The organism is Microbacterium sp. EB106-03-03-XG65 (assembly GCF_058791955.1).
Window position 1 is genome coordinate 246,373 of sequence record NZ_JBYTEB010000002.1, and the last position, 24,914, is coordinate 271,286.

A 24,914-nucleotide genomic window follows, 5' to 3' on the forward strand; every position below is an offset into this window, starting at 1 on the left:
TCCGCCCGTACATCCATGGCGGCGAACTGTCGAATCCTTTCCTTCGACCCCAAAGCAGTGCACCCATCACATGAATCTCGGGTACAGCGCCAGCAGATGCTTCCTGGTGGTCTATGCGCTCGCAGTCCTCGTAGCCGGCAGGTGGTGTCTGCGGGCTGTCCTGGCTTCCGGTGACGGGTTCCAGGCTGTTACTCCTGCGAGTTCTGTTCAGTTGAAGCCGCGTCAGAGCGCGACGAGTAGCGCTACCCCCAGCGACGGGAGTAGAGCCGGATCAGATGACGGGGATCAGCCGGTGAGGTTTGCCAGACGGGTTAGAACGCCGCGCGCATGACGGAGCTGCATCGGACTCGCAATCGTGAGCGAGTGGTAGGCGTTCTTTGGGTTCTCCCAGAGCTTGAAGCCTCCGAAGGCGGCCTCCGAGTCGAGCGCAAAAAGCCAGGAATCAGCGTCGCAAGTCAGGCAGTGTTCCTGGACGTGCTCACGGTAGGCAAGGAGCACGGGGTTCGTCGGGTTGGTCTGCGGGTACAGGGTGGAAGCGAACTGAGTCACGATGCCTCCTCGCGCGCCTCGTCCGTCACGAGCGGCATCAGCGCATCCACGAGACACTCCCCATGGAAGTCCCACGTCCACGACCGATAGTCACCCTTGGGTGCACCGCTCTCTCGGTCTCCCGAACCCTTGCGGAGAAACTTGAACCAGCTCCGGTCAGGTTGCTGCGCCTCGACCTTGCGGTGCCCAATGTTCATCACTGACCAATCGCGATGGCCGTACGTGTCGACAGGCTTACCACACAGGTCGCAAACGTCGACGCCTTCGGTAGTCGGTCGCACCTGGTTACTCATCGCACACCTCCGCATGATCGCGGGTAACGGTTCGAACAGATGCCAGAACCAGTCACCGCAACCGGGTCAGACGCATCCTGGTTTGCGTAGAACCGGTTCGACTCACGCACCTCGAGGACGATCCATGCGACGAACGCGAGGAAGCTGACCGTGAGCGCGAACCAGAGCGGGATGGTGTCGATCATGATGCGACCTCGCATGCGCAACGTGTGCCAGTGATCACATGCAGACGATGCCGGCGAGCGTCATCCGCCGCACGCTCCTCCGGCGACATTGCTGCATAACGGCGTCGCGACTCATCGACGCGATCGAAGAACGCATGGAAGGCCTCAGTGACACCCGGCGAAACGACATTCGATCGCTCAGGGGCGTACACGGGAACGAGGTCAGCGTGTCCGATGCGGCGTCGGTGCTCCTCGGGCGAAACCGCCTCGAGGTGCGCGGGGTTGACGCACGAGGTGTTCTCGCACAGGTGGTCGATCTGCATCCCCTCAGGGATCTCACCACGAGTGAGCGAGTAAGAGAGACGGTGAGCGAGAACTGACTTGTTCTTCTTCCCAGCAGCCGCGGAGCCGTACCCCTTGGGGTTTCTCGCGCCCGTCCATGTCCAGCATTCGCCCTCGATGGCGATCTTGGTCTGCATGCGCGGCGGGAGGTCTGTGATCGCGAAGACGCTCATGATGCCCTCCGCAGAGAGACATCACGGGTAGCGACCTTGCTTGCCTTGACCCACGCCATGATCTCGGCGCGGTCGTAGAGGACGACCTTGCCTCGCTCCCCAGTGGGCTTGAAGTACGGAGGATCTAGTCGCTGCTTGCGGCGCTCGCTCAGAATCTCCTCAGTCATTCCTGGAAGGAGAGAGCAAACCTGCGCCGGCGACAGCCACTCGTCGGTCAGTGGTCTAGTGCTGGTGGTGTTTCTCATGAGCGGGCCACCTTTCCCGCCAGTTCATCCATGCCGACACCGAGCCATGCGGCTACGGCCTCAGCCTCATCGAGCTTGAACGGCGCCTTGCCGTTGACTCTGAGGGATACGTAGTTGCGGCTACGCCCGATCTCTCTCGCCAGGGCTGACTGATCGAGCCGCTGCTTGGCAAGCTCCATCCGCACACCTTCGGCGATGCGTTCCCACCACGTCAGTTCCATTTCCATATGAGTACGGTATCCCCACTTGAGAACCTGCGCAACCCCGTCAGTGCACTTTGATCCGTATATGGGTACGATGTTCTTATGCCAACAGGATCACAGGGGCCAGCAGAAGGGCTCGCGAAGAAGTTCGCCGAGTACGTGCAGCACGAGATGTCTGCCCGCGGGTGGAGCTTTGACGACCTTGCGTCGCGTATGAGCATGTCGCGGAGCTACATCCACGACCGCGTCGCGAAGCGCAAGATCTTCACAGTCCGCGATTTCGAGGAGTTCGCAGGCCTGGTTGATCTCGAGCCTCAAGAGCTTCTCGCGCGCATCCAGACCCCGTTCGGCCGTATGTATGACGGTCGGCTGGTGCCTAAGTACGGCGTGATCGGTGACGAGAACGGCATGCATTTCTACCGGTCAGTCGATGCTGACCCGCCGCTGAGGGACACGTCGAACGTGATCGCCGCAGACTTCGGTGTCCGAGGTGCAAACGAAGATGAACTCGACGAAGTGGCGGGGGAAGGGCAAGTTGACCATGAAGAGGATCAAGACGACTACGACGGTTGAAGAGCGCGACGTCGCGCATCTGACCGAGCTCGCAGAGGATCTCGGACTCACCGTTGTGGAGCGGCGTGGCAAGACTCGCGGTGGATACCACGACGGGCTGCGCCAGGTTCGAATCAATCCAGGAATGTCCCGGCGTGTGACGCGCTCCTTCCTAGCGCACGAGATCGCCCATGCCCTGTTCCGTGACGCTCCGACGCCGTACGGACCAGTGAAAGCCAAGCAGGAACGGCGCGCATGGGAATGGGCAGCCCTCTATCTCATCGACAGAGAGGCGTTCGCGGAGGTGGAGACTCTTCGTTCGGGACATTCGCCGGCGATGGCGTACGACCTCGACGTGACTGTGGAGATCATCGACGCATTCAAGCGCCTGCTGTCACGTATCGGCGATCAGGTGTACGTCAAGCCGGGTATGGGCGAAGGCGTCTGGATGGAACGCATAGAGCTATCGGAGGTGTCCTGACATGGCTGGAACAGTGACGGCGTACGAGACAGCGAAGGGTAAGCGCTACCGAGTCCGATACCGCAAGCCGGATGGAGCCCAGACCGACAAGCGCGGCTTCAAGACGAAGCGAGAGGCCGAGCTGTTCCTCGCTTCGACGACGGTCTCGAAGGCTTCGGGTGATTACCTCGACCCCACTCAGTCTCGTCGCACCGTGGGTTCATTCGCGGAGCAGTGGAAGAGCGGTCGACTCGCATCGCTCAAGCCCTCCTCGCAGAACACGATGGAGACTGCATGGCGGATTCACGTCGAGCCACAGTGGGGGTCTCGTCGAGTCGCCTCCGTTCGTTCATCGGAGGTGGAGGACTGGATCTCTAGCCTCGCCCGCGACGGCAAGTCTGCGCAGACCGTACGGCGCGCAGTCATTGTGCTCTCGAGCATCCTGGCGATCGCTGAGAGGGATCGGATCGTTCTACAGAACGCAGCGCGGGGCGTGCAGTTGCCTGCCAAGAAGAAGAAGCCGCACCGCTACCTCACCCACCAGCAGGTAGACCTTCTTGTCGACGGAAGCGACCAGCCTGACATCACGCTGATCCTCGCCTACACAGGTCTGCGTTGGGGTGAGATGGCAGCTCTGAGGGTTCACCATCTCGACCTCCTGCGTCGGCGTATCGCGGTTGAGGATAACTCCGTCCTCGTGCGTGGTGAGTACGTCACCGGGACGCCTAAGAGCGGACGCAGGAGGGAAGTTCCCATTGCCCCGTTCCTGATCCCCTCCCTCGCCCGGCTGTGCGAGGGCAAAGGACGGGACGGTTTCGTATTCGGGGATGGAACTCACCAGACCCGCTATCCGCACGCGACGTCCGGCTGGTTTGTTCGAGCCGTGCGTGCTGCACAGGCGCAGGACAAGACCTTCCCCATGCTCACGCCGCATGCACTCCGGCACACTGCGGCATCTTTGGCGATTAGCGCGGGCGCCAATGTGAAGGCCGTACAGCGCATGCTCGGACATGCATCGGCGGCGATGACGCTTGACGTGTACGCCGACCTCTTCGACGACGACCTGGACTCCATCGCGCAGCGAATGAGTGAGGCTCGAGAACGCGCAGTGTCCTAGGAGTAGGGTTAACGCAACAACGCCCGGAGTACCAGTCCGGGCGTCGTCGCTCACCAAAGTGAGTTCTTAGCTCATCGCTTCTTGGGCTTCTCTATGACGGTCGTCCGCGGATTGCGGGCGGCCGTCGACTTCTTTACGAAGCGACCTGTGATTGCGCTTCGAGCGCGACCCTTGCTAGCCATGTTCATCACCTCCCTTCGGGGAGGTGTGGGCAAAACGTGGGCAAGCCGCCGCCCGCGCTCCCAGAGAGAGTCGCGGACGGCGGCTTGAAAGATCCGCAGCAATGAAGCTTTTCCCGCTGCGGACAGGCATTTTCAGAAGTCCCAGTCGTCGTCTTCGGTGGCCTCAGCCTTGCCAATCACGTAGCTACTCCCGGACCCGCTAAAGAAGTCGTGGTTCTCGTCGGCGTTCGGCGAGAGTGCCGACAGGATCGCCGGGTTCACGTTCGTGACGGTCGAGGGGAACATCGCTTCGTAGCCGAGGTTCATCAGCGCCTTGTTGGCGTTGTAGTGCAGGAACTTCTTGACGTCTTCGGTCAGACCGACGCCGTCGTAGAGGTCCTGCGTGTACTGCACCTCGTTGTCGTAGAGCTCGAAGAGCAGGTTGAAGGTGTAGTCCTTCAGCTCCTGACGACGCTCTTCGGTCTCGTTCTCGAGACCCTTCTGGAACTTGTAGCCGATGTAGTAGCCGTGCACGGCCTCGTCGCGGATGATGAGGCGGATCAGGTCGGCCGTGTTCGTGAGCTTGGCCTTCGACGACCAGTAGATCGGCAGGTAGAAGCCCGAGTAGAACAGGAACGACTCGAGCAGGGTCGAGGCGACCTTGCGCTTGAGAGGGTCGTCGCCCTGGTAGTAGTCCATGATGATCTGAGCCTTCTTCTGAAGGTTCGGGTTCTCGGTGGACCAGCGGAACGCCTCATCGATCTCCTTGGTCGACGCGAGCGTCGAGAAGATCGAGGAGTAGCTCTTCGCGTGCACCGACTCCATGAACGCGATGTTCGTGTACACGGCTTCTTCGTGAGGCGTGATCGCGTCGGGGATCAGCGAGACGGCGCCGACGGTGCCCTGGATCGTATCGAGCAGCGTCAGACCGGTGAACACACGCATCGTCAGCAGCTGCTCTTCGGGGGTCAGCGTGTTCCACGACTGGATGTCGTTCGACAGCGGCACCTTCTCGGGCAGCCAGAAGTTGTTCACCAGACGGTTCCAGACCTCGAGGTCCTTGTCGTCGATGATGCGGTTCCAGTTGATCGCCTGAACGCTGTCGACCAGCTTGAGCGGGGGGTGGGGAGTCATGATTCGTCGTTTCTCGTGTTCAGGGAGCGATCAGAGCATGCAGGAGACGCACTCGGTCATGTCGGTGCCCTCCAGTGCCAGCTGACGCAGACGGATGTAGTAGATCGTCTTGATGCCCTTGCGCCATGCGTAGATCTGCGCCTTGTTGATGTCACGCGTCGTGGCGGTGTCCTTGAAGAACAGCGTCAGCGACAGGCCCTGGTCGACGTGCTGCGTGGCGGCGGCGTACGTGTCGATGACCTTCTCGTAGCCGATCTCGTATGCGTCCTGGTAGTACTCCAGGTTGTCGTTCGTCATGAACGGCGCCGGGTAGTAGACGCGACCGAGCTTGCCTTCCTTGCGGATCTCGATCTTCGACGCGATCGGGTGGATCGACGAGGTCGAGTTGTTGATGTACGAGATCGACCCGGTCGGGGGTACCGCCTGCAGGTTCTGGTTGTAGATGCCGTGCTCCTGGATCGACGACTTCAGCGCCACCCAGTCGGCCTGCGTCGGGATGTGCTTGCCCGCGAAGAGCTCCTTGACCCTCTCGGTCTCGGGCACCCAGGCGCGCTCGATGTACTTGTCGAAGAACTCCCCCGACGCGTACGTCGAGTCGGCGAAACCGTCGAAGGCCTGCTTGCGCTCGATCGCCAGGTTGTTCGAGGCGCGCAGCGCGTGGAACAGCACCGTGTAGAAGTAGATGTTCGTGAAGTCGATGCCCTCTTCGGAGCCGTAGTGCACGTGCTCACGAGCGAGGTAGCCGTGCAGGTTCATCTGGCCGAGGCCGATCGCGTGGGAGCGGTCGTTGCCGTCTTCGATCGAGCGCACCGAGCGGATGTGGCTCTGGTCGCTCACCGCGCTCAGCGCGCGGATCGCGGTCTCGACCGTCTGACCGAGGTCGTCGGCATCCATCGACAGCGCGATGTTCATCGAGCCGAGGTTGCAGGAGATGTCCTTGCCGATCTGGTCGTACGAGAGGTCGTCGTTGTACGTCGTCGGCGTGTTCACCTGCAGGATCTCGCTGCAGAGGTTCGACATGTTGATGCGGCCCTTGATCGGGTTGGCCTTGTTCACCGTGTCCTCGAACATGATGTACGGGTAGCCCGACTCGAACTGGATCTCGGCGATGGTCTGGAAGAACTCGCGCGCGTTGATCTTGGTCTTCTTGATGCGCGGGTTGTCGACCATCTCGCGGTACTTCTCGGTGACCGAGATGTCGCCGAAGGGCACGCCGTAGACCTTCTCGACGTCGTACGGCGAGAAGAGGTACATGTCCTCGCCGTTCTTCGCCAGCTCGAAAGTGATGTCGGGAACGACGACACCGAGCGACAGCGTCTTGATGCGGATCTTCTCGTCGGCGTTCTCACGCTTGGTGTCGAGGAAGCGCATGATGTCGGGGTGGTGCGCGTTGAGGTACACCGCACCGGCACCCTGACGGGCACCGAGCTGGTTGGCGTAGCTGAAGCTGTCTTCGAGGAGCTTCATCACGGGGATGATGCCCGAGGACTGGTTCTCGATCTGCTTGATCGGCGCGCCGGCCTCGCGGATGTTCGAGAGCAGCAGCGCCACTCCGCCGCCGCGCTTGGAGAGCTGGAGGGCGGAGTTGATGCCGCGGGCGATCGACTCCATGTTGTCTTCGATGCGCAGCAGGAAGCAGCTGACGAGCTCGCCGCGCTGCGCCTTGCCCGAGTTGAGGAAGGTCGGGGTCGCCGGCTGGAACCGACCGGAGATGATCTCCTCGACCAGTGCGACGGCGAGCTGCTCGTCGCCGCCCGCGAGGCCGAGGGCCGTCATCACGACGCGGTCCTCGAAGCGCTCGAGGTAGCGCTTGCCGTCGAACGTCTTGAGCGTGTAGCTCGTGTAGTACTTGAAGGCTCCGAGGAAGGTCTCGAAGCGGAACTTCTTGCCGTACGCGAGGTCGTTGAGCTTCTGGATGAACTCGAGCGAGTACTGCTCGATCACGGCCGGCTCGTAGTACTCCTTCTCGACCAGATAGTCGAGACGCTCCTTGAGGGAGTGGAAGAACACGGTGTTCTGGTTGACGTGCTGCAGGAAGTACTCGCGGGCGGCGCGCTTGTCTGCGTCGAACTGGATCTTCCCGTTCGCGTCGTACAGGTTCAGCATCGCGTTGAGGGCGTGATAGTCGAGGCCCTCGTAGCTCGGGTTCATCTTGAACGCCACGGTCTCGCTCACGGCGTCATGCTCTTCGACTGCAGTTGCCACTGTCTTTCCAATCCGTCGCTCACGCGATCAACGTCGTCCTGTGTGCCGAAGATCTCGAGCCGGTACAAGTGAGGCACGTGACACTTGCGGCTGATGATGTCTCCGGCGAGACAGAAGGACTCGCCGAAGTTGGTGTTGCCCGCGGAGATCACTCCGCGGATGTGACGACGGTTGCGCTCGTCGTTGAGGAACCGGATCACCTGTTTGGGTACGGCGCCGCGTTCGACACCGCGCCCCACACCCCCACCGTAGGTGGGGGTGACGAGGACGAAGGGCTCATCGACGACGAGCTCTCCGTCCTGACGATGGAGCGGGATGCGGCGGGCCGGGAGCCCGAGCTTCTCGACGAAGCGCGCGGTGTTACCCGACGCGCTCGAGAAGTAGACCAGGAGCGGCGCGGCGGTCGCTACGGCGCTCATGGCGGATCACGCCAGACGCGAAGCGAGCTCGTCGATCTTGTCGGGACGGAAGCCCGACCAGTGGTCGCCGTCGGTCACGACGACGGGCGCCTGCATGTAGCCGAGCGCCTTGACCTGCTCGAGCGCTGCCGGGTCCTCCGACAGGTCGTGGATCTCGTACTCGATGCCCTTCGCGTCGAGCGCGCGATAGGTGGCGTTGCACTGAACGCAGGACGGCTTGGTGTAGACCGTGATCGACATCTGATCCCCTCAAATCTCTGGTTTGTCCGGTAGAGCCTCACCGGGATCTCAATACTACATATAGGGACGGACATTCGGAGTGACCACAAGGGCTAGTAGTTACATCCGTGTAGTTTTCCACCGCTCTCCACTGTTACAACACAGGTTCTCCACCGTTTCTTCCACAGGCGCAGCCCCCTTGACAGTGCTCTCGAACCGCATGAAATCGCGGCTCGGATCGCCCCGCGTGAAATTCATCCACAGGTGGGACGCTACGCACCCCCTCGGACATTCGATTTGGTGTGGAAAGTCGTCTTCGGCGTGTCGCGGCGTGTCGTTCGGACGACGCTTCGACGGGTGTCCCCGGCGCCCGGTAGCGTTGACCCGTGGCGGGATATCGGGACCTTCTTCGCACGCCCGGAGTGGCGCGCATGATCGCTGCACAGTTGACGGCTCGTTTCCCCAACGGGATGACCTCGCTGGCGATCCTTCTGCACGTCGAACAGCAGACCGGCTCCTACGGGTCGGCCGGTCTCGTGCTCGCCGCGACCAGCGTCGGCCAGGCCGTGGCCGGTCCGATCACGAGCAGGTGGATGGGCGCGTGGGGAATGCGCCGGGTGCTCACCCTCACGCTCGGCGTGTGCGTCGTGGCCGTTCTCGGCCTGGCACTGCTGCCGCTCGATGTTCCCGGCTACATGATCCTGGGCCTGATCGCGGGCCTGTCGACCCCTCCGGTGCAGGCCGCGGTGCGCACCATCTATCCGAAGCTCGTCAATTCCCGACAGCTCACTCCCCTGTTCTCCCTCGACGCCTCGCTGCAGGAGATCATCTGGGTCCTCGCGCCGGTCGTGATCACCCTCGTGTCGACGCAGGTCGGCACCGCCGAGGGTCTGCTGCTGGTGGCGGTCGTGCTGGTGGGCGGCGGTGCGTGGTTCATCCTCTCCCCCGAGGTCGGCCGCGTTCGCATCCCGCGCAGTCGCAGCGCACTGGGCAAGGTCGTGCTCAAGCCGCCGGTACTGCTCGCGACCGTCATCGGCTTCCTGCTGATCGGCGCGTGCTCGGCGGTCGAGGTCGGCGTGGTCGCGACGTTCGAGCACGGAAGCCTGGCCGCCGGTGTCGTGCTCGCCGTGTTCGCCGTCGGCAGCCTCGCCGGCGGACTCTCGTTCGGGCACATCCCGATCGGCCCGTGGGCGATGGCACGCCGCCTCACCATCGTCACGGTCGGCCTCGCGCTCACGATGTTCTCCCTCAACGAGTTCTGGCTCGGCGGCACCTTGATCGTCGCCGGCATCGGCATCGCCCCGGCCCTCGCCGTGCTGTTCGCCATCACGACCGCGAGCGTCAAGTTCAGCGAGACCGCCGAGGCCTTCGGCTGGGCGGGCACCGGACAGCTGATCGGCGCGGCCGCAGGCTCGGCGGTCGCGGGGTTCCTCGTCGACGCGACGGATCCGCGCGGTGCCTATCTTGCCGCGACCCTCTTCGCTGCAGCCGGGCTCGTCGTCTCGATCGTGTTCGTCCGCGCATTCCCCGATCTGCGTCACCGCGATGCGAGTCCCCACCCCGATACCGAACCCCTGGCGGTCACCCCTTCATGAGCTCTGCGCCCCCTCCCGCATCCGTCGCGCCCGAGGTCGTCTGCATCGGCGAGTCCATGGGACTCGTCACGGCCCTCGGCGCCCCGCTCGCCGAGACCGAGACCGCGGCGCTCGGTCTGGCCGGAGCAGAGGGCAATGTGGCCGTCGGGCTCGTCACGGCCGGACACCGCGCCGTATGGGCGTCGCGCCTCGGCGACGATCCGATCGGCATCCGCATCTCGACCGAGCTCGAGCGGCGCGGCGTCGAGCTCTGGGTGACGAGCGATGCGGATGCTCCCACCGGCGTCATGTTCAAGGACCCCGGCATCGAGTCGTCGGCGGTCTACTACTACCGGCGAGGATCAGCCGCATCGCTGATGGCTCCCGGCTTCCTCGACGCCACCCGGCTCGCAGGCGTCAGAGTCGTGCACACCACCGGCATCACCCCGGCGCTCTCGGTGTCGTGCCGTGCGATGGTCGATCAGCTGTTCGTCGACGCCCGCGCCGCCGGGGCACTCGTGTCGTTCGATGTGAACGACCGCCGTGCGCTGTGGACGATGCAGGATGCTGCCGACACCCTCGCCCGCCTGGCGGATGCCGCCGACATCGCCTTCGTCGGACGCGATGAGGGCGAGCGCATCTGGGGCACCGCCACCGCCGCCGAGATCCGCGCCCATCTGCCGAACTGCGGCCTGCTCATCGTGAAAGACGGCGACGTCGGGGCGACCGCGTTCCACGGCGACGACGAACCGGTGTTCGTGCCCGCTCCGCGGGTCGAAGTCGTCGAGCCGGTCGGCGCGGGAGACGCGTTCGCCGCCGGGTTCCTCGCTGCGACGCTCGACGGCGCAGACCTGGCAGCGCGACTGTCGGCGGGCCACACCGCCGCCGCTTGCGTGCTGACCACGCACGGCGATCTGCCGCCGCTCGACTGACCTGGCAAGGCCCCGCTGTCGCCACCCGGTCGTAGGCTGGCTGCATGCCTGCACCTCTCACGCTGCCGCGCCTCTGCTGGGGTGACCCGGCATCCGACCGCCGTGCTCTGCTCGTGCACGGCCTCGGCTCGTCCGCGGCACTCATGTGGCGGGTCGGCGCCGCCCTCGCAGAGACCGGATGGCATGCGACCGCGGTCGACCTCCGTGGCCACGGGGATGCCCCGCGCGACCTCGACTACTCGGTCGCCGCGTACGCGGCAGACCTCGCGGCGGCGACTCCGGATGGCGGCGGACCGTGGGATGCGGTCGTCGGCCATTCGCTCGGCGGCGCGGCCGGCACGGTCGCCGCAGCATCCGCCTCGGAGTGGACCCACCGCCTCGTGCTGCTGGACCCGGCGATCCTCGTCGGCGGCAGAGACGCCGCGATCGTGCGCAGAAGTCAGGAGCGCGCGTTCGCCGACAACCGGGTCGAGCTCGTGCGACAGGAGCATCCGCACTGGCATCCGCAGGACTGCGAGCTCAAGGTCGACGCCGTGCGCCGCGCGAGCGCCTGGGCGGTCGAGCAGACGAGCGCGCAGAACACTCCGTGGGATGTCACGGCGGACGCCGCAGGGCTGAGGGTTCCCACGCATGTGATCGCCTCGGACCCCGCGGTCTACAGCATCTTCACCGGCGACGTCGCGGCCGACGTGCTCGCGTCGAACCCGCTGATCACGATGTCGGTCGTCGAGGGCGCGGGCCACTCCCTGCACCGCGACAAGCCCGAAGAGACCGTCCGACAGCTGAGAGAGGCCCTCGCATGAGCACGTTCGACGCGACCGCGTACCTTCCCGACGACCTGCTCGAGCGCATCCGCGAGCGAGCACCGATCCATGACCGCGAGAACACGTTCCCCGAGCAGGACCTCGCAGAGCTGCGGGAGGCCGGATACCTGTCGATCCTCGTACCCGCTGAGCGTGGGGGCGCGGGACTCGGGCTCGCCGAGGCCGCGATCCTGCAGCAGCGCCTTGCGACCGCCGCCCCGGCGACGGCACTCGCGATCAACATGCACCTGGTGTGGACGGGCGTCGCCAAGGTGTTCTCCGACCGCGGCGTCCCCGGCCTCGAGTTCGTGCAGGACGGCGCTGTCGCGGGCGAGGTCTTCGCCTTCGGCATCAGCGAGGGCGGCAACGACCTGGTGCTGTTCGGCAGCGACACCGACGCGACGCCCACCGCCGACGGCGGCTACGCATTCACCGGCACCAAGATCTTCACCTCGCTCGCGCCCGTGTGGACCAAGCTCGGGCTGCACGGCCTGGACACGACGAGCACCGACGCTCCCAAGCTCGTCTTCGCGTTCGTCGATCGCACGGACGCGGTCGTCACGGGCGACGATTGGGACACCCTCGGCATGCGGGGCACCCAGAGCCGCACGACACGGCTCGACGGTGCCGTGGCCGATGCCCCGCACGTCGTGCGCCGCATCGACCCCGGCCCCAACCCCGACCCCATCGTGTTCGGGATCTTCTCGGTCTTCGAGATCCTGCTCGCCTCGGTCTACACCGGCATCGCGCGGCGCGCGCTCGATCTCGCCGTGCTCACAGCCCAGAAGCGCCGCTCGAAGAAGACGGGTGCCGCGTACAGTCAGGACCCCGACATCCGCTGGCGCATCGCCGACATGGGCCTCGCCTACGACGCGCTCCCGCCGCAGATCGCGGTGCTCGCGCGCGACGTCGATGAGAAGGTCGACAACGGCGCACGGTGGTTCACCCTGCTGTCGGGCGTCAAGCACCGGGCGATCACGATGTCGAAGCACGTCGTCGATCAGGCGATGCTCGTGGCGGGCGGCGGCTCGTACTTCTCGTCGAACGAGCTGTCGCGGCTCTACCGCGACGTCCTCGCGGGGGCGTTCCACCCGTCCGACCCCGAATCGGCGCATGCCACTGCGGCGAGCGCGTGGCTGGGCCCGCTCGACGCATAGGCCGATATTCTGCGTTTTCGCCGCTGAAGCTCCACGAATTCTGCGGAATCGGTTGAAGAGCGACCGCTCCGGTGCGAAGATCGCATCATGCCGTCCTCAAAGAAGCATCCCCCTCTGGATGATGTCGCCAAGACCATCATCGAACTGCTCCAGGAGGACGGGCGGCGCTCGTACTCCGACATCGGCCGCGAGGTGGGGCTGAGCGAGGCCGCCGTGCGCCAGCGCGTGCAGCGCCTCACCGAGTCCGGCGTCATGCAGATCGTCGCGGTCACCGACCCGATGCAGTTGGGCTTCCCTCGCCAGGCCATGATCGGCATCCGCGTGTCCGGCGACACCAGGCTCGTCGCCGAGGCGATCGCCGAGATCGCCGCGATCGACTACGTGGTCATCACGGTCGGCTCGTTCGACATCCTCGCCGAGGTCGTCTGCGAAGACGACGAAGACCTCCTCGCCCTCATCAACGACCACATCCGCCCGATCGACGGGGTGCTGTCGACCGAGACCTTCATCTACGCCAAGCTGCAGAAGCAGCTCTACAACTGGGGGACCAGATGAGCACGCAACGTACGACTCCGTCCGAGGCCGAACTGCAGGCCATGGCGAAGGACCACCTGTGGATGCACTTCACACGGCAGTCGACCATGGACAAGAGCGGCGTCCCGATCATCGTCAAGGGCGACGGGCACCGCATCTGGGACTCGAAGGGCAAGGAGTACTTCGACGGGCTCGCGGGCCTGTTCGTCGTGAACGCCGGACACGGTCGTCGACGTCTCGCCGAGGCCGCGGCGAAGCAGGCGTCCGAGCTGTCGTTCTTCCCGCTCTGGTCGTATGCGCATCCGGCCGCGATCGAACTCGCCGACCGGCTCGCCGCCGAGGCCCCCGGCGACCTCAACCGCGTGTTCTTCTCGACCGGCGGCGGCGAGGCGGTCGAGACCGCGTTCAAGCTCGCGAAGCACTACTGGAAACTGATGGGCAAGCCCACCAAGCACAAGGTCATCTCGCGATCGGTCGCCTACCACGGCACCCCGCAAGGTGCGCTGGCCATCACCGGCATCCCGGCCATGAAGTCGATGTTCGAGCCGGTCACCCCCGGCGGCTTCCGCGTGCCGAACACCAACTTCTACCGCGCGGCCGAGATGGGCGGCCCGAGCGACGACCTCGAGGCCTTCGGTCGTTGGGCCGCCGACCGCATCGAGGAGATGATCTTGTTCGAGGGTGCGGACACGGTCGCCGCGGTCTTCCTCGAGCCTGTGCAGAACTCGGGCGGATGCTTCCCGCCCCCTCCCGGGTACTTCGCCCGGGTGCGCGAGATCTGCGACCGCCACGATGTGCTGCTCGTGTCGGACGAGGTCATCTGCGCGTTCGGACGTCTGGGTCACACCTTCGCGTGCACGGGCCTCGGCTACGTGCCCGACATGATCACGTGTGCCAAGGGCATGACGAGCGGATACTCCCCCATCGGCGCCACGGTCATCAGCGACCGCATCTACGAGCCCTTCTCGAAGGGCGACGTGTCGTTCCCGCACGGCTACACCTTCGGCGGGCACCCGGTCTCGGCGGCGGTCGCCCTCGAGAACCTCGCGATCTTCGACGAGGAGGGGCTGAACGAGCATGTGCGTGAGAACTCGCCGCTCTTCCGCGCCGAGCTCGAGACGCTCCTCGACCTCCCGATCGTGGGCGATGTGCGCGGAGACGGCTACTTCTTCGGCATCGAGCTCGTGAAGGACAAGGCGACGCGCGAGACCTTCGACGACGACGAGTCCGAACGACTGTTGCGCGGCTTCCTTTCCCCCGCCCTGTTCGAGGCCGGGCTGTACTGCCGCGCCGACGACCGCGGCGACCCCGTGATCCAGCTCGCGCCGCCGCTCACGGTCGGCCCCGCCGAGTTCCGCGAGATCGGACAGATCCTGCGCGGCGTGCTCTCCGAGGCCCAGTCGGTGCTCTGACACGCAGTCCGGGGGCCGACACACCGGATGCCGGATGCCGCACGGCTGCGCGTCCGTCAGGTGGCGTGTCGGCCCCCGAAGTGGAGCCCCCACGCCCCCCGAACAGCCCGCCGCACCCATACCCGTACCGCACCCGCACCCCCTCGAAGGAGTCCCGTGGACATCGTCCGTCACCTCATCAATGGAGCAGAGACCGCCGATGCGGCGCGCACGGGACAGGTCTTCGACCCGGCCACCGGTCAGGTGTCGAAGCAGGTCGCCTTCGCGTCGACCGCCGAGGTCGACCAGGCCATCGCCGCCGCGGCATCCGCTCTGCCCGCCTGGCGCGAGACGAGCCTCATCAAGCGCGCCGACGTCTTCTTCCGCCTGCGTCAGCTGCTCAAGGAGCGCACACCCGAGCTCGCGGCGATCGTCACCTCGGAGCACGGAAAGGTGCTCTCGGACGCCGCCGGCGAGGTCTCGCGCGGCATCGAGAACGTCGAGTTCGCCGCCGGCCTCGTGCACCTGCTCAAGGGAGAGCGCAGCGAGCAGGTCTCGCGCGGCGTCGACGTGCACTCGGTCAAGCAGCCCGTCGGCGTCGTCGCGGCGATCACGCCGTTCAACTTCCCCGTCATGGTGCCGCTGTGGATGGTCGCTTCGGCGATCGCCTGCGGCAACACGGTCGTGCTCAAGCCGAGCGAGAAGGACCCGTCGGCGGCCATCTGGATCGCGAAGCTCTTCCAGGAGGCAGGACTGCCCGACGGCGTGCTCAATGTCGTTAACGGCGACAAGGAGGCCGTCGACGCGCTGCTCGAGTCGCCGCGGGTGAACGCGATCAGCTTCGTCGGATCGACCCCGATCGCCCGCTCCATCTACCAGCGGGCGGCGAACGCGGGCAAGCGCGTGCAGGCTCTGGGCGGCGCGAAGAACCACATGGTCGTGATGCCGGATGCCGACATCGACGCCGCGGCCGACGCCGCGGTCTCGGCCGCATACGGCTCGGCCGGCGAGCGCTGCATGGCCGTCTCGGTGCTGGTCGCGGTGGGAGACATCGCCGACGACCTGGTCGCAGCGATCGCCTCGCGCATCGACGGACTCACGATCGGCGCGGGCACGGATGGCGCGAGCGAGATGGGCCCGCTCATCACCCGCGAGCACCGCGACCGCGTCGCCTCCTACGTGACCGGCGCCACCGCAGAGGGTGCGACCGTCGTGGTCGACGGCACGACGAAGGAGTTCGACTCCGACGGCTTCTTCATCGGGGTCAGCCTCATCGATCGGGTCGCTCCCGGCATGAAGGTCTACGACGACGAGATCTTCGGCCCGGTGCTGTCGGTGGTTCGCGTCGAGACCTACGCCGAGGCCGTCGAGCTCGTCAACGCGAACTCCTACGGCAACGGCACCGCGATCTTCACGCGCGACGGCGGCACCGCCCGTCAGTACGAGTTCGACATCGAGGTCGGCATGGTCGGCGTCAACGTGCCGATCCCCGTACCGATCGGCGCCTACTCGTTCGGCGGATGGAAGGACTCGCTGTTCGGCGACTCGCACATCTACGGCCCCGAGTCGGTGCACTTCTACACCAGGTCGAAGGTGGTCACCACGCGCTGGCCCGACCACACGCCCTCGCAGATCGACCTGGGTTTCCCGAGCAATCACTGAGCTCCCGAGCAGACAGAGAACCGAGACACGAGACATGACGAATTTCATCGACCGCCACGGCGCATCGCATCCGCTTCCCGCCCCCGAGGCCGAGGCGCAGGTGCGAGCGGATGACCGCGGCCACGTGTTCCACTCGTGGAGCGCGCAGGGCCTGATCGATCCGCTCCCCGTCGCCGCGGGTGAGGGCTCGACGTTCTGGGACTACGCCGGCAACGCCTACCTCGACTTCTCGAGCCAGCTGGTGAACCTGAACCTCGGGCACCAGCATCCCGACCTCGTCGCGGCGATCCAGCAGCAGGCGGGGCGTCTTTCGACGATCCAGCCGGCGATGGCGAATGACGTGCGCGGCGAACTCGCCCGGCTCATCGTCGAGGTCGCACCCGACGGGTTCGAGAAGGTCTTCTTCACGAACGGCGGCGCCGAGGCCAACGAGTATGCGGTGCGCATGGCACGTCAATCGACCGGCCGCCACAAGGTGCTCTCGATGTACCGCAGCTACCACGGGTCGACCTCGACCGCGATCTCGCTGACGGGTGACCCCCGCCGGTGGGCGAACGGCACGCCCGACTCCGGAGCCGTGCGTTTCTTCGGACCGTACCTCTACCGCTCGCCGTTCCACGCCGAGACGCCCGAGCAGGAGTCGGAGCGCGCACTCGCCCACCTCGAACAGACCATCCAGCTCGAAGGACCCGCGACGATCGCCGCGATCATCATCGAGACCGTGGTCGGCACGAACGGCGTGCTCGTGCCGCCGCCCGGGTACCTGCCGGGCGTGCGCGAACTGTGCGATCGCTACGGCATCGTCTACATCGCCGACGAGGTCATGGTCGGCTTCGGCCGGCTCGGCGAGTGGTTCGGCATCGACGCGTACGACGGTCGCCCCGACCTCATCACCTTCGCCAAGGGCGTGAACTCGGGCTACGTGCCGCTCGGTGGCGTCGTCATCTCCGAGCGCATCGCGCGCGCCTTCGACACCACGCCCTTCGCCGGCGGACTCACCTACTCGGGCCACCCGCTCGCGTGTGCCGCGGGTGTCGCGACGTTCGAGGTGTTCCGCCGCGACGGCATCCTCGAGCGCGTGCGCGACCTCGGCGAGCGCATCGTCGAGCCGACCCTGCGCCGCTGGGTCGACACCCACCCGAGCGTCGGGGAGGTGCGCGGCCGCGGCCTGTTCTGGGCCGTCGAGCTCGTGCGCGACAAGCAGACGCGCGAGCCACTCGTGCCGTTCAACGCCAGCGGAGCGGATGCTGCGCCGGTCGCCGCCTTCGCCGCCGCCGCCAAGAAGGCCGGCGTCTGGCCGTTCACGCACTTCAACCGCATGCACGTGGCCCCGCCGCTCGTGATCAGCGAAGACGACCTGGTGCGCGGTCTCACCGTGCTCGACGAGGCTCTCGCCGTCGCGGACGAGCACGCCCAGGCCTGACCCCCATCCCCACCCACACCTCAGTCTTCAGTTGGCACCTGATGCCGCTATCCACGCGCCACACCGACAACAGGCGCCAACTCAAGGGGGAGCTCGCCGCACGAGTTGGCAGCCGGCACGGGTATCCCCGTGAGTCGCGACCGCGTCAGATCAGGAAGCCGCGCAGCAGCGCCTCAGAACCTGCGAGGTGATCGCGCATCGCGGCCTCGGCGGCGTCGGGGCGCCCGGCGAGGATCGCGGTGACGATGCGCTCGTGCTGCTCACCCGAGTGCTGGATGTTGCGCGGCATCAGCGGGAAGGTGTCGAGCCAGGCGTTGACGTCCGCCCGGTTCTCGGCGACCAGTGCGACAAGCGACGGGATGCCGGCGGCTTCGGCGATCGCGAGGTGCAGCAGCGTGTCCAGGCGCCGGTACTCCTCCGGGCCGGCGGGCAACGCCGCCTCGTGCCGCGCCCACAGGTCCGCGCGGGTCGCCGCATCGAGCGTCCGCCCCGCCGCAGCCCGCACCGCCCCGGTCTCGAGCACCCGCCGAAGCCCGAGCACGTCGTCGATCTCGGCCGCGGTCACGGCACCGGCATCCGAGGGCTGGGGCAGCGGATCCGCGATGAACGTCCCTCCGTACCGGCCCCGCTTGGGCACCAGGTACCCGGTGTCGGCGAGCTCGCGGATCGCCTCGCGCACCGTGTCGCGGCTCACGCCGAAGGATGCCGCGAGTTCGCGCTCCGGGGGCAGCGATTCCCCCGGAGCGACGACGCCGAGACGGATCGTCTGCACGAGACGAGCGACCGCATCCTCGAGGGCGTTGCCACGGCGCAGCGGCCGGTAGACCGCCCGGCGCACCTCGACGAGATCACCGTCGGAAGGGTTCTCGCTCATGCGTCTCAGCCTGTCACAGCGACATGAGCGCGGATCACAGCGGAGTGACGTAGGCGTTGGTGATGCCGCCGTCGACGACGAATGCGCTCGCGGTGATGAACGACGAGTCGTCTGAGGCGAGGAAGGCCACGGCGGCCGCGAGCTCCGACGGCTCGGCGAAGCGACCCATCGGCACGTGCACGAGACGACGCTGCGCCCTCTCGGGGTCTTTCGCGAACAGCTCCTGCAGCAGCGGCGTGTTCACCGGTCCCGGGCACAGGGCGTTCACGCGCACTCCCTGCCGCGCAAACTGCACGCCGAGTTCGCGGGACATCGCCAGCACGCCGCCCTTCGATGCGGTGTAGCTGATCTGCGAGGTCGCCGATCCCAGCAGCGCGACGAAGGATGCGGTGTTGATGATCGATCCGCGACCCGCCGGCACCATGTGACGCAGCGCGGCACGACTGCAGAGGTACACGCTCTTGAGGTTCACGTCCTGCACGCGATCCCAGGCGGGCAGCTCGGTGGTCTCGATCGAGTCATCGTCGGCGGGCGAGATGCCTGCGTTGTTGAAGGCGATGTCGATGCGGCCGAACTCCTCGGCGACGCCGTCGAACAGCGCGTTGACCTTGCCCTCGTCGGCGACGTCGACAGGACGGAACGCGCCGCCGACCTCGGCCGCCGCCTTCTCGCCCGTGGCGGGGTCGACGTCGGCGATGACGACGAACGCGCCTTCCGCGGCGAAGCGCTGGGCTGTGGCGAATCCGATGCCGCTGGCCCCACCGGTGATGATGGCGACGCGGTCCTTGAGGCGCTGGGTCAGATCGATGCTCATGTGTGTTCTCCGTTGCAGGTGGGAAAGCGGGTCAGGATTCGTCGGTCGCGAAGAAGACGTTCTTGGTCTCGGTGAAGTGCTCGGCGGCATCCGGTCCGAGCTCACGCCCGAGTCCGGATGCCTTCATGCCGCCGAAGGGCGTCGCGTACCGCACCGACGAGTGCGAGTTCACCGACAGCACACCGCTCTGCACTCCGCGCGAGACCCGCACGGCACGACCGAGGTTCTCGGTCCAGATCGAGCCGGCGAGGCCGTAGGCGGTGTCGTTCGCGAGGCGGATCGCATCGGCCTCGTCGTCGAAGGGCATGACCGCGACGACCGGGCCGAACACCTCCTGCTGAGCGATCCGGTCGGCGGGGTCGGCGAGCACCACGGCCGGTGCGAACCAGAAACCGTCGCCCTCAGGAGCGCTCCCCCGGAACGCGATGGTCGCGTCGTCGAGGAAGCCCGACACGGTGTCGCGGTGCGCGGCAGAGATCAGGGGCCCCATGTCTGTGTCGGTACTCGACGGGTCGCCGACCCGCCAGGCCGCGACGGCCGGCTCGAGCAGTTCGAGGAAGCGGTCGTAGACCGAACGCTGCACGAGCAGGCGGCTGCGAGCACAGCAGTCCTGACCCGCGTTGTCGAACACCGATCCGGGCACCGCGGCGGCCGCCTTCTCGAGGTCGGCGTCGGCGAAGACGATGTTGGCGCTCTTGCCGCCGAGTTCGAGGGTCACCGGCTTGAGCGCACGCGCGCATCCGGCTGCAACCTCGATGCCGACCTCGGTCGACCCCGTGAACACGACCTTGCGCACATCCGGATGCTCGACGAGGCGCTGGCCGACCACCGACCCAGACCCTGTGACGACCTCGAAGAGACCCTCAGGCAGGCCCGCCTCGAGGGCGAGCTCGCCCAGGCGGATGGCCGTGAGAGGCGTGAGCTCGGCCGGCTTCAGCACCACGGCGTTTCCCGCGGCGAGCGCCGGCGCGAACGCCCATGCGGCGATCGTCATCGGGAAGTTCCACGGCACGATGACCCCGACCACGCCGTACGGGTCGTGGAAGGTGACGTCGAGTCCGCCCGCCACCGGGATCTGTCGACCCGACAGCCGCTCGGGGTCGGCGGAGTAGTAGTTGAGCACTTGCGCGACGTGACCGGCCTCCCAGCGCGCGGAGCCGATCGGATGCCCGGAGTTCAGCACCTCGAGCTGCGCCAGCTCTTCGACGGCGGCCTCGACCGTGCGAGCGAAGGCCCGCAGCGCATCGGCGCGCGCGACGGGAGCGAGCGCCGTCCATCGGCGCTGCGCCGCGACAGCGCGAGCGATCGCGGCATCCGTCTCGCCGATGTCGGCCCGGGCGACCTCGCGGATCGCCGCGCCGGTCGACGGGTTGATGACTGTGAACGCGCTCATCGGGCGTCCTCCTTCCGCCGTGCGGCGAACGCACGAGCCTGTGAGACGAGATCGGTGAAGAGGCGCCGATCCTCGGCGTTCTCCTCGGGATGCCATTGGACGCCGACGATGTGGCCGGCCGAGGTGTCGACGAAGGCCTGCACGAGCCCGTCGTCGGAATGCGCCGCCGCCACGAGCCCCTCGCCCAGCCGATCGACGCCCTGGTGGTGATAGCTGTGCACCCGCATCTCGGTCTCGCCGATGATCTCGGCGAGTGGCGTCTCGGTCGACACCTCGACGTCGTTCTCGGCGAAGACACCTCCGCCGATGCGGTACTTCTCGGTGCCGAGCGATTCGGGCAGATGCTGCTGCAGAGTGCCGCCACGGGCGACGTTCACGAGCTGAAGGCCGCGGCAGATCGCGAGCACCGGAATGCCACGACGCTCCGCCGCCCGGAACAGCGCGAGCTCCCACGCGTCCCGATCGACACGGGCGGGGTCGGTGAGTGGATGCCGGTCCTCGCCGTACAGCTCGGGAGCGACGTCGGCACCCCCCGAGAGCACAAGGCCGTGCATGCCCGCGATCGCCGCGTCCGCGGCATCCGGATCCTGCGGAGGAAGAAGCAGCGCGATCCCGCCGACGGAGGTCACGCTCGTGAGGTACTGCTCGGGCAGGAACGCCGCCCTCACATCCCACACCCCCTGCTGTGCCCGCTCGAGATATGTGGTGACGCCGATCAGCGGCGCCGGGTCAGAGGCGCTCGAAGCCACGGATGCGCTCCCAGTCGGTGACGGCCGCGTCGTAGGCTTCGACCTCGATGCGTGCCTGGTTCAGGTAGTGCTCCACCACGTCGTCGCCGAACGCCTCGCGCGCGATCGTGGACTCGCTGAAGAGCTTCGCCGCCTCGCGCAGAGTGGTCGGCAGGTGGTCGACCGCATCCTCGTAGGCGTTGCCGGTGAACCGTTCGGGCAACGGCAGTTCGTTCTCGATGCCGTACAGGCCACCGGCGATGATGGCCGAGATGCCGAGGTACGGGTTCACGTCTCCCCCGGGCACGCGGTTCTCGACCCGCAGCCCCGATCCGTGGCCGACCACGCGCAGCGCGCACGTACGGTTGTCGATGCCCCACGCGACCCCGGTCGGGGCGAAGCTGCCCTTCGCGAACCGTTTGTAGGAGTTGATGTTGGGCGCGAACAGCAGGGTGAACTCCCGCAGCGTCGCGAGGATGCCGGCGATCCAGTGCTCCATCACGGGGCTGAAGCCGTGCTCGCCGTCGCCCGCCATCACGGGCGCCCCCGACTCGTCGCGCAGCGACAGGTGGATGTGGCAGCTGTTGCCCTCACGCTCATTGAACTTGGCCATGAACGTGAGCGCCTTGCCGTGCTGCTCGGCGATCTCCTTGGCACCGTTCTTGTAGATCGCGTGCTGGTCGGCGGTCTCGCGCACCTCCGCATAGCGGAACGCGATCTCCTGCTGGCCGAAGTTGCACTCGCCCTTGACGCCCTCGCAGTAGAGCCCCGCGCCGTCCATACTGTTGCGGATGTCGCGCAGCAGCGGCTCCATACGGGTCGAGGCGAGCAGGTTGTAGTCGACGTTGTAGTCGGTGGCCGGCGTCAGCCCCTCGTACTTGCGTGCCCATGCTTCGCGATAGGTGTCCTCGAAGACGATGAACTCGAGCTCGGTGCCCGAGTAGGCGGTCCAGCCGCGCTCGGCGAGACGGTCGCGCTGTCGATCGAGGATTGCTCGGGGCGAGGGCCCGACCGGTTCACCGTTCTGCCAGACGAGGTCGGCCATGACCAGTGCGGTGCCCTCGAGCCACGGGATGTTGCGCAGGGTCTCGACGTCGGGCTTCAGAACCATGTCGCCGTAGCCGCGATCCCACCCCGACATCGCATAGCCGTCGACCGTGTTCATGTCGACGTCGACCGAGAGCAGGTAGTCGCAGGCCTCGGCCCCATGAGCCAGGATGTCCTCCTGGAACAGCCGTGCCGACACGCGTTTGCCGACCAGTCGCCCCTGCGCATCCGCGAAGGCCACGATCACCGTGTCGATCTCGCCGGCGGCGATGCCGGCATCCAGCTGTTCGATGCTCAGGTTGCCCGACATCTGACGCTCCGTTCTCGTGCGGTGAAGCGATCGGCCGACCGGCTTCGCCCTCAGAGTAGATCACCTCGACGTTTAAAGGTAGACGAAACCACCATTGACTGTCACAATCGTCCGCAAGGTGCACCCGGCGCCTGCACGCATGCGAACGGAGAGCGGATGTCCCAGCAGAGCAATGAATCCCGCAAGGTCGCCGGAGCGACCTATACACGCGCCGGGAGTGACTATTTCGAGAAACGGACCCTGAAGAGGTCGGCAGGAGTCTGGGGCCTGTGGGGCCTGGCAGTGGCCGCGGTGATCTCGGGCGACTTCTCGGGATGGAACTTCGGCATCGACTTCGCGGGCTTCGGCGGGATGCTCATCGCGTTCGCGATCCTCGTGGCGATGTACTACGGCATGATCTTCGCGATCGGCGAGATGGCGGCCGCGATGCCGCACACCGGCGGCGCCTACTCGTTCGCCCGCTCGGCCATGGGCCCGTGGGGCGGTCTCGTCACCGGTGCCGCCGAGACCATCGAGTACGTCGCGACCACGGCGGTGATCGTCTACTTCTCGGCGTCCTATGCCAACGGCATCACGACCGAGCTGCTCGGACTCGAGCTGCCGGGCTGGGTCTGGTACCTCATCCTCTACATCGTCTTCATCGCCCTGAACTCCGCGGGCGCCGCCATCTCCTTCCGCTTCGCGATCGTCGTCTCGGTCATCTCCATCGGCATCATCCTGGTGTTCTCCGCCATGGCGATCTTCTCGGGCGCATTCTCGTGGGATGCCCTGTGGGACATCGTCCCTGACGAGGGTCAGACCGCGTTCCTCCCGCACGGCGTCCTGCCGATCCTGTTCGCCCTCCCCTTCGCGATGTGGTTCTTCCTGGGCATCGAGGAGCTGCCCCTGGCGGCCGAGGAGTCGCACAACCCGACCCGCGACATCCCGAAGGCAGGCTTCTGGGCCCGCGGCACCCTCATCGTCACCGGCCTCCTGGTGCTGTTCCTCAACACCGGAGTCATCGGCGCGGAGGCCACCGGTACCGCCGGCGAACCGCTGCTCGACGGCTTCCGGGCGATCGTGGGCGATCAGCTCGCCGCCGTGCTCGCCCTGTTCGCCCTCATCGGCCTGCTCGCCTCACTGCAGGGCATCATGTTCGCCTACGGGCGCAACATGTACTCGCTCTCGCGGGCCGGCTACTACCCGCGCTTCCTCTCGCTCACAGGCAAGCGACAGACGCCGTGGGTCGCGCTCACCGTCGGTGCCGCCATCGGCTTCATCGCCCTCGTCGTGCTCGACGTGCTCACGGCCGTCGACTCCGAGGGCGCGGGATCCGTGGCCGGCGCGATCGTGCTCAACATCGCCGTGTGGGGAGCCGTCGTCGCCTACGGGCTGCAGCTCGTGTCGTTCATCATCCTGCGCAGGAAGTTCCCGAACGTCGATCGTCCGTACGTGAGCCCCTGGGGTATCCCCGGAGCCGTGATCGCGCTCGTGATCGCCGCGCTGATCTTCGTGGGCTTCCTGCTCAATCCGACGTTCGGGCCCGCGATCATCGCGATCGCGATCGTGTACGCCATCATCCTGCTCGGGTTCGGCCTGTTCTTCCGGCACCGCCTGATCCTCTCTCCCGAAGAGGAGTACGCCCTGTCCGGAGGAACGCACGGCGACCCGCAGGCCGAGGGCTACGACGCCATGGAGGGCGAGGTCTTCGACGAGAAGCGCTGAGGGCGCAGGAGCGCGACAGGCCCGACCCTACTTGCGGTCGAAGTCGAACGCCTTGAGCAGTTCGTCGACGGCCCTGTCGCGCTCCTCCCCGCCCTCGTCGAACATGTGCGTCACGTGCGTGCGCAGGTGGTTCTCGAGCAGCAGGCGGTTGAGGGACTCCAGTGATCGCTGGATCGCGCGGGACTGCGTGATGATGTCCATGCAGTACTCCTCGTTCTCGATCATCCGCGCGACGCCGCGCATCTGACCCTCGAGGATGCTGGTGCGGTGCAGCGCACGCTTCTTGATGTCTTCGATCACGTTTCGAGGGTACTCGGCTCCCGGGGCTGTCA

At 66.4% G+C, this 24,914-nt stretch carries 27 protein-coding genes; 12 read left to right on the forward strand and 15 right to left on the reverse strand.

Annotated features, from left to right (window positions below; translation table 11 throughout):
- Positions 1 to 285 precede the first annotated feature (285 nt).
- From AC3WS6_RS14485 to AC3WS6_RS14505, 5 genes are all read right to left on the reverse strand, one after another.
- Positions 286 to 549 (reverse strand): hypothetical protein, encoded by a 264-nt coding sequence (locus tag AC3WS6_RS14485; RefSeq protein WP_492501741.1) that lies wholly within the window; start codon positions 547 to 549, stop codon positions 286 to 288.
- Positions 546 to 842, reverse strand: coding sequence for a hypothetical protein (locus AC3WS6_RS14490; protein WP_492501742.1), 297 nt, complete (start codon positions 840 to 842; stop codon positions 546 to 548). Before AC3WS6_RS14490 ends, AC3WS6_RS14485 begins: the two co-directional genes overlap by 4 nt.
- 181 nt (positions 843 to 1,023) lie before the next feature.
- Positions 1,024 to 1,485 carry an HNH endonuclease signature motif containing protein gene (locus tag AC3WS6_RS14495; RefSeq protein ID WP_492501743.1) on the reverse strand — a complete coding sequence of 154 codons (462 nt, stop codon included), beginning with the start codon at positions 1,483 to 1,485 and terminating at the stop codon, positions 1,024 to 1,026.
- A 32-nt stretch (positions 1,486 to 1,517) separates the two neighbouring features.
- A complete protein-coding gene (locus AC3WS6_RS14500) occupies positions 1,518 to 1,766 on the reverse strand; it encodes a hypothetical protein (RefSeq protein WP_492501744.1) in 249 nt (82 codons plus the stop codon).
- A complete protein-coding gene (locus AC3WS6_RS14505) occupies positions 1,763 to 1,993 on the reverse strand; it encodes a helix-turn-helix domain-containing protein (RefSeq protein ID WP_492501745.1) in 231 nt (76 codons plus the stop codon). Before AC3WS6_RS14505 ends, AC3WS6_RS14500 begins: the two co-directional genes overlap by 4 nt.
- A gap of 195 nt (positions 1,994 to 2,188) precedes the next feature.
- Here AC3WS6_RS14505 and AC3WS6_RS14510 point away from each other — a divergent pair, with 195 nt between their 5' ends.
- Genes AC3WS6_RS14510 through AC3WS6_RS14520 form a run of 3 tightly spaced genes read left to right on the forward strand, consistent with a single transcriptional unit; the run spans position 2,189 to position 4,098 of the window.
- Positions 2,189 to 2,542, forward strand: coding sequence for a hypothetical protein (locus AC3WS6_RS14510; protein ID WP_492501746.1), 354 nt, complete (start codon positions 2,189 to 2,191; stop codon positions 2,540 to 2,542).
- Complete coding sequence (locus tag AC3WS6_RS14515) at positions 2,511 to 3,002, forward strand: ImmA/IrrE family metallo-endopeptidase (RefSeq protein ID WP_492501747.1); 492 nt, start codon at positions 2,511 to 2,513, stop codon at positions 3,000 to 3,002. The genes AC3WS6_RS14510 and AC3WS6_RS14515 overlap by 32 nt, the downstream gene beginning before the upstream one ends.
- 1 nt (position 3,003) lies before the next feature.
- Positions 3,004 to 4,098 (forward strand): site-specific integrase, encoded by a 1,095-nt coding sequence (locus tag AC3WS6_RS14520; protein ID WP_492501748.1) that lies wholly within the window; start codon positions 3,004 to 3,006, stop codon positions 4,096 to 4,098.
- A 314-nt stretch (positions 4,099 to 4,412) separates the two neighbouring features.
- Here the strand turns inward: AC3WS6_RS14520 and nrdF are convergent, their stop codons facing one another.
- Genes nrdF through nrdH form a run of 4 tightly spaced genes read right to left on the reverse strand, consistent with a single transcriptional unit; the run spans position 4,413 to position 8,257 of the window.
- Positions 4,413 to 5,393, reverse strand: a complete 981-nt coding sequence (nrdF, locus tag AC3WS6_RS14525) for a class 1b ribonucleoside-diphosphate reductase subunit beta (RefSeq protein WP_492501749.1) — start codon at positions 5,391 to 5,393, stop codon at positions 4,413 to 4,415.
- A gap of 30 nt (positions 5,394 to 5,423) precedes the next feature.
- The gene (gene nrdE / locus AC3WS6_RS14530; protein ID WP_492502318.1) at positions 5,424 to 7,544 is read right to left on the reverse strand and encodes a class 1b ribonucleoside-diphosphate reductase subunit alpha; all 2,121 of its coding nucleotides are present in this window, start codon (positions 7,542 to 7,544) and stop codon (positions 5,424 to 5,426) included.
- A gap of 20 nt (positions 7,545 to 7,564) precedes the next feature.
- On the reverse strand, positions 7,565 to 8,017 hold the full coding sequence (gene nrdI, locus AC3WS6_RS14535) for a class Ib ribonucleoside-diphosphate reductase assembly flavoprotein NrdI (RefSeq protein ID WP_492501750.1): 453 nt from the start codon (positions 8,015 to 8,017) through the stop codon (positions 7,565 to 7,567).
- A 6-nt stretch (positions 8,018 to 8,023) separates the two neighbouring features.
- Positions 8,024 to 8,257 (reverse strand): glutaredoxin-like protein NrdH, encoded by a 234-nt coding sequence (gene nrdH, locus AC3WS6_RS14540; RefSeq protein ID WP_201470361.1) that lies wholly within the window; start codon positions 8,255 to 8,257, stop codon positions 8,024 to 8,026.
- 365 nt (positions 8,258 to 8,622) lie between these two features.
- Here nrdH and AC3WS6_RS14545 point away from each other — a divergent pair, with 365 nt between their 5' ends.
- From AC3WS6_RS14545 to AC3WS6_RS14580, 8 genes are all read left to right on the forward strand, one after another.
- Positions 8,623 to 9,831 (forward strand): MFS transporter, encoded by a 1,209-nt coding sequence (locus tag AC3WS6_RS14545; RefSeq protein WP_492501751.1) that lies wholly within the window; start codon positions 8,623 to 8,625, stop codon positions 9,829 to 9,831.
- Positions 9,828 to 10,742: a sugar kinase gene (locus tag AC3WS6_RS14550; RefSeq protein ID WP_492501752.1), complete on the forward strand. Its 915-nt coding sequence runs from the start codon at positions 9,828 to 9,830 to the stop codon at positions 10,740 to 10,742. The genes AC3WS6_RS14545 and AC3WS6_RS14550 overlap by 4 nt, the downstream gene beginning before the upstream one ends.
- Before the next feature lie 44 nt (positions 10,743 to 10,786).
- Positions 10,787 to 11,545 carry an alpha/beta fold hydrolase gene (locus AC3WS6_RS14555; RefSeq protein WP_492501753.1) on the forward strand — a complete coding sequence of 253 codons (759 nt, stop codon included), beginning with the start codon at positions 10,787 to 10,789 and terminating at the stop codon, positions 11,543 to 11,545.
- Positions 11,542 to 12,702, forward strand: coding sequence for an acyl-CoA dehydrogenase family protein (locus AC3WS6_RS14560; RefSeq protein WP_492501754.1), 1,161 nt, complete (start codon positions 11,542 to 11,544; stop codon positions 12,700 to 12,702). Before AC3WS6_RS14555 ends, AC3WS6_RS14560 begins: the two co-directional genes overlap by 4 nt.
- An 87-nt stretch (positions 12,703 to 12,789) precedes the next feature.
- Positions 12,790 to 13,257 carry an Lrp/AsnC family transcriptional regulator gene (locus tag AC3WS6_RS14565; RefSeq protein ID WP_492501755.1) on the forward strand — a complete coding sequence of 156 codons (468 nt, stop codon included), beginning with the start codon at positions 12,790 to 12,792 and terminating at the stop codon, positions 13,255 to 13,257.
- Entirely contained in the window at positions 13,254 to 14,648 is a 1,395-nt protein-coding gene (locus AC3WS6_RS14570; protein ID WP_492501756.1) for an aspartate aminotransferase family protein, read from the forward strand. Before AC3WS6_RS14565 ends, AC3WS6_RS14570 begins: the two co-directional genes overlap by 4 nt.
- A gap of 156 nt (positions 14,649 to 14,804) precedes the next feature.
- A complete protein-coding gene (locus AC3WS6_RS14575; RefSeq protein ID WP_492501757.1) occupies positions 14,805 to 16,289 on the forward strand; it encodes a CoA-acylating methylmalonate-semialdehyde dehydrogenase in 1,485 nt (494 codons plus the stop codon).
- A gap of 34 nt (positions 16,290 to 16,323) precedes the next feature.
- Positions 16,324 to 17,712, forward strand: coding sequence for an aspartate aminotransferase family protein (locus AC3WS6_RS14580; protein WP_492501758.1), 1,389 nt, complete (start codon positions 16,324 to 16,326; stop codon positions 17,710 to 17,712).
- Between the two features lie 145 nt (positions 17,713 to 17,857).
- Here AC3WS6_RS14580 and AC3WS6_RS14585 read toward each other — a convergent pair whose 3' ends face one another.
- The 5 genes from AC3WS6_RS14585 to AC3WS6_RS14605 are packed head-to-tail and all read right to left on the reverse strand — an operon-like array spanning position 17,858 to position 22,878.
- Positions 17,858 to 18,586 (reverse strand): FadR/GntR family transcriptional regulator, encoded by a 729-nt coding sequence (locus AC3WS6_RS14585; RefSeq protein WP_492501759.1) that lies wholly within the window; start codon positions 18,584 to 18,586, stop codon positions 17,858 to 17,860.
- Between the two features lie 34 nt (positions 18,587 to 18,620).
- Positions 18,621 to 19,400: a 3-oxoacyl-ACP reductase gene (locus tag AC3WS6_RS14590; protein ID WP_312173317.1), complete on the reverse strand. Its 780-nt coding sequence runs from the start codon at positions 19,398 to 19,400 to the stop codon at positions 18,621 to 18,623.
- Between the two features lie 31 nt (positions 19,401 to 19,431).
- The gene (locus tag AC3WS6_RS14595; RefSeq protein WP_492501760.1) at positions 19,432 to 20,793 is read right to left on the reverse strand and encodes an aldehyde dehydrogenase family protein; all 1,362 of its coding nucleotides are present in this window, start codon (positions 20,791 to 20,793) and stop codon (positions 19,432 to 19,434) included.
- Positions 20,790 to 21,542 (reverse strand): gamma-glutamyl-gamma-aminobutyrate hydrolase family protein, encoded by a 753-nt coding sequence (locus AC3WS6_RS14600; protein WP_492501761.1) that lies wholly within the window; start codon positions 21,540 to 21,542, stop codon positions 20,790 to 20,792. The genes AC3WS6_RS14595 and AC3WS6_RS14600 overlap by 4 nt, the downstream gene beginning before the upstream one ends.
- The gene (locus AC3WS6_RS14605) at positions 21,523 to 22,878 is read right to left on the reverse strand and encodes a glutamine synthetase family protein (RefSeq protein WP_492501762.1); all 1,356 of its coding nucleotides are present in this window, start codon (positions 22,876 to 22,878) and stop codon (positions 21,523 to 21,525) included. The genes AC3WS6_RS14600 and AC3WS6_RS14605 overlap by 20 nt, the downstream gene beginning before the upstream one ends.
- Before the next feature lie 156 nt (positions 22,879 to 23,034).
- Between AC3WS6_RS14605 and AC3WS6_RS14610 the strand changes: the two genes are divergently transcribed.
- Positions 23,035 to 24,582 carry an amino acid permease gene (locus tag AC3WS6_RS14610; RefSeq protein ID WP_492501763.1) on the forward strand — a complete coding sequence of 516 codons (1,548 nt, stop codon included), beginning with the start codon at positions 23,035 to 23,037 and terminating at the stop codon, positions 24,580 to 24,582.
- Between the two features lie 27 nt (positions 24,583 to 24,609).
- Here AC3WS6_RS14610 and AC3WS6_RS14615 read toward each other — a convergent pair whose 3' ends face one another.
- The gene (locus AC3WS6_RS14615) at positions 24,610 to 24,882 is read right to left on the reverse strand and encodes a metal-sensitive transcriptional regulator (protein ID WP_492501764.1); all 273 of its coding nucleotides are present in this window, start codon (positions 24,880 to 24,882) and stop codon (positions 24,610 to 24,612) included.
- Positions 24,883 to 24,914 lie beyond the last annotated feature (32 nt).

Bases quoted from the DNA above. Each gene is read 5' to 3' on its own strand.
- AC3WS6_RS14490 (WP_492501742.1), bottom strand. From the start codon at position 842: ATGAGTAACCAGGTGCGACCGACTACCGAAGGCGTCGACGTTTGCGAC.
- AC3WS6_RS14495 (WP_492501743.1), bottom strand. From the start codon at position 1,485: ATGCAGACCAAGATCGCCATCGAGGGCGAATGCTGGACATGGACGGGC.
- AC3WS6_RS14500 (WP_492501744.1), bottom strand. From the start codon at position 1,766: ATGAGAAACACCACCAGCACTAGACCACTGACCGACGAGTGGCTGTCG.
- AC3WS6_RS14505 (WP_492501745.1), bottom strand. From the start codon at position 1,993: ATGGAAATGGAACTGACGTGGTGGGAACGCATCGCCGAAGGTGTGCGG.
- AC3WS6_RS14510 (WP_492501746.1), top strand. From the start codon at position 2,189: ATGTCGCGGAGCTACATCCACGACCGCGTCGCGAAGCGCAAGATCTTC.
- AC3WS6_RS14515 (WP_492501747.1), top strand. From the start codon at position 2,511: ATGAAGAGGATCAAGACGACTACGACGGTTGAAGAGCGCGACGTCGCG.
- AC3WS6_RS14520 (WP_492501748.1), top strand. From the start codon at position 3,004: ATGGCTGGAACAGTGACGGCGTACGAGACAGCGAAGGGTAAGCGCTAC.
- nrdF (WP_492501749.1), bottom strand. From the start codon at position 5,393: ATGACTCCCCACCCCCCGCTCAAGCTGGTCGACAGCGTTCAGGCGATC.
- nrdE (WP_492502318.1), bottom strand. From the start codon at position 7,544: ATGAACCCGAGCTACGAGGGCCTCGACTATCACGCCCTCAACGCGATG.
- nrdI (WP_492501750.1), bottom strand. From the start codon at position 8,017: ATGAGCGCCGTAGCGACCGCCGCGCCGCTCCTGGTCTACTTCTCGAGC.
- nrdH (WP_201470361.1), bottom strand. From the start codon at position 8,257: ATGTCGATCACGGTCTACACCAAGCCGTCCTGCGTTCAGTGCAACGCC.
- AC3WS6_RS14550 (WP_492501752.1), top strand. From the start codon at position 9,828: ATGAGCTCTGCGCCCCCTCCCGCATCCGTCGCGCCCGAGGTCGTCTGC.
- AC3WS6_RS14555 (WP_492501753.1), top strand. From the start codon at position 10,787: ATGCCTGCACCTCTCACGCTGCCGCGCCTCTGCTGGGGTGACCCGGCA.
- AC3WS6_RS14560 (WP_492501754.1), top strand. From the start codon at position 11,542: ATGAGCACGTTCGACGCGACCGCGTACCTTCCCGACGACCTGCTCGAG.
- AC3WS6_RS14565 (WP_492501755.1), top strand. From the start codon at position 12,790: ATGCCGTCCTCAAAGAAGCATCCCCCTCTGGATGATGTCGCCAAGACC.
- AC3WS6_RS14570 (WP_492501756.1), top strand. From the start codon at position 13,254: ATGAGCACGCAACGTACGACTCCGTCCGAGGCCGAACTGCAGGCCATG.
- AC3WS6_RS14580 (WP_492501758.1), top strand. From the start codon at position 16,324: ATGACGAATTTCATCGACCGCCACGGCGCATCGCATCCGCTTCCCGCC.
- AC3WS6_RS14585 (WP_492501759.1), bottom strand. From the start codon at position 18,586: ATGAGCGAGAACCCTTCCGACGGTGATCTCGTCGAGGTGCGCCGGGCG.
- AC3WS6_RS14590 (WP_312173317.1), bottom strand. From the start codon at position 19,400: ATGAGCATCGATCTGACCCAGCGCCTCAAGGACCGCGTCGCCATCATC.
- AC3WS6_RS14595 (WP_492501760.1), bottom strand. From the start codon at position 20,793: ATGAGCGCGTTCACAGTCATCAACCCGTCGACCGGCGCGGCGATCCGC.
- AC3WS6_RS14605 (WP_492501762.1), bottom strand. From the start codon at position 22,878: ATGTCGGGCAACCTGAGCATCGAACAGCTGGATGCCGGCATCGCCGCC.
- AC3WS6_RS14610 (WP_492501763.1), top strand. From the start codon at position 23,035: ATGTCCCAGCAGAGCAATGAATCCCGCAAGGTCGCCGGAGCGACCTAT.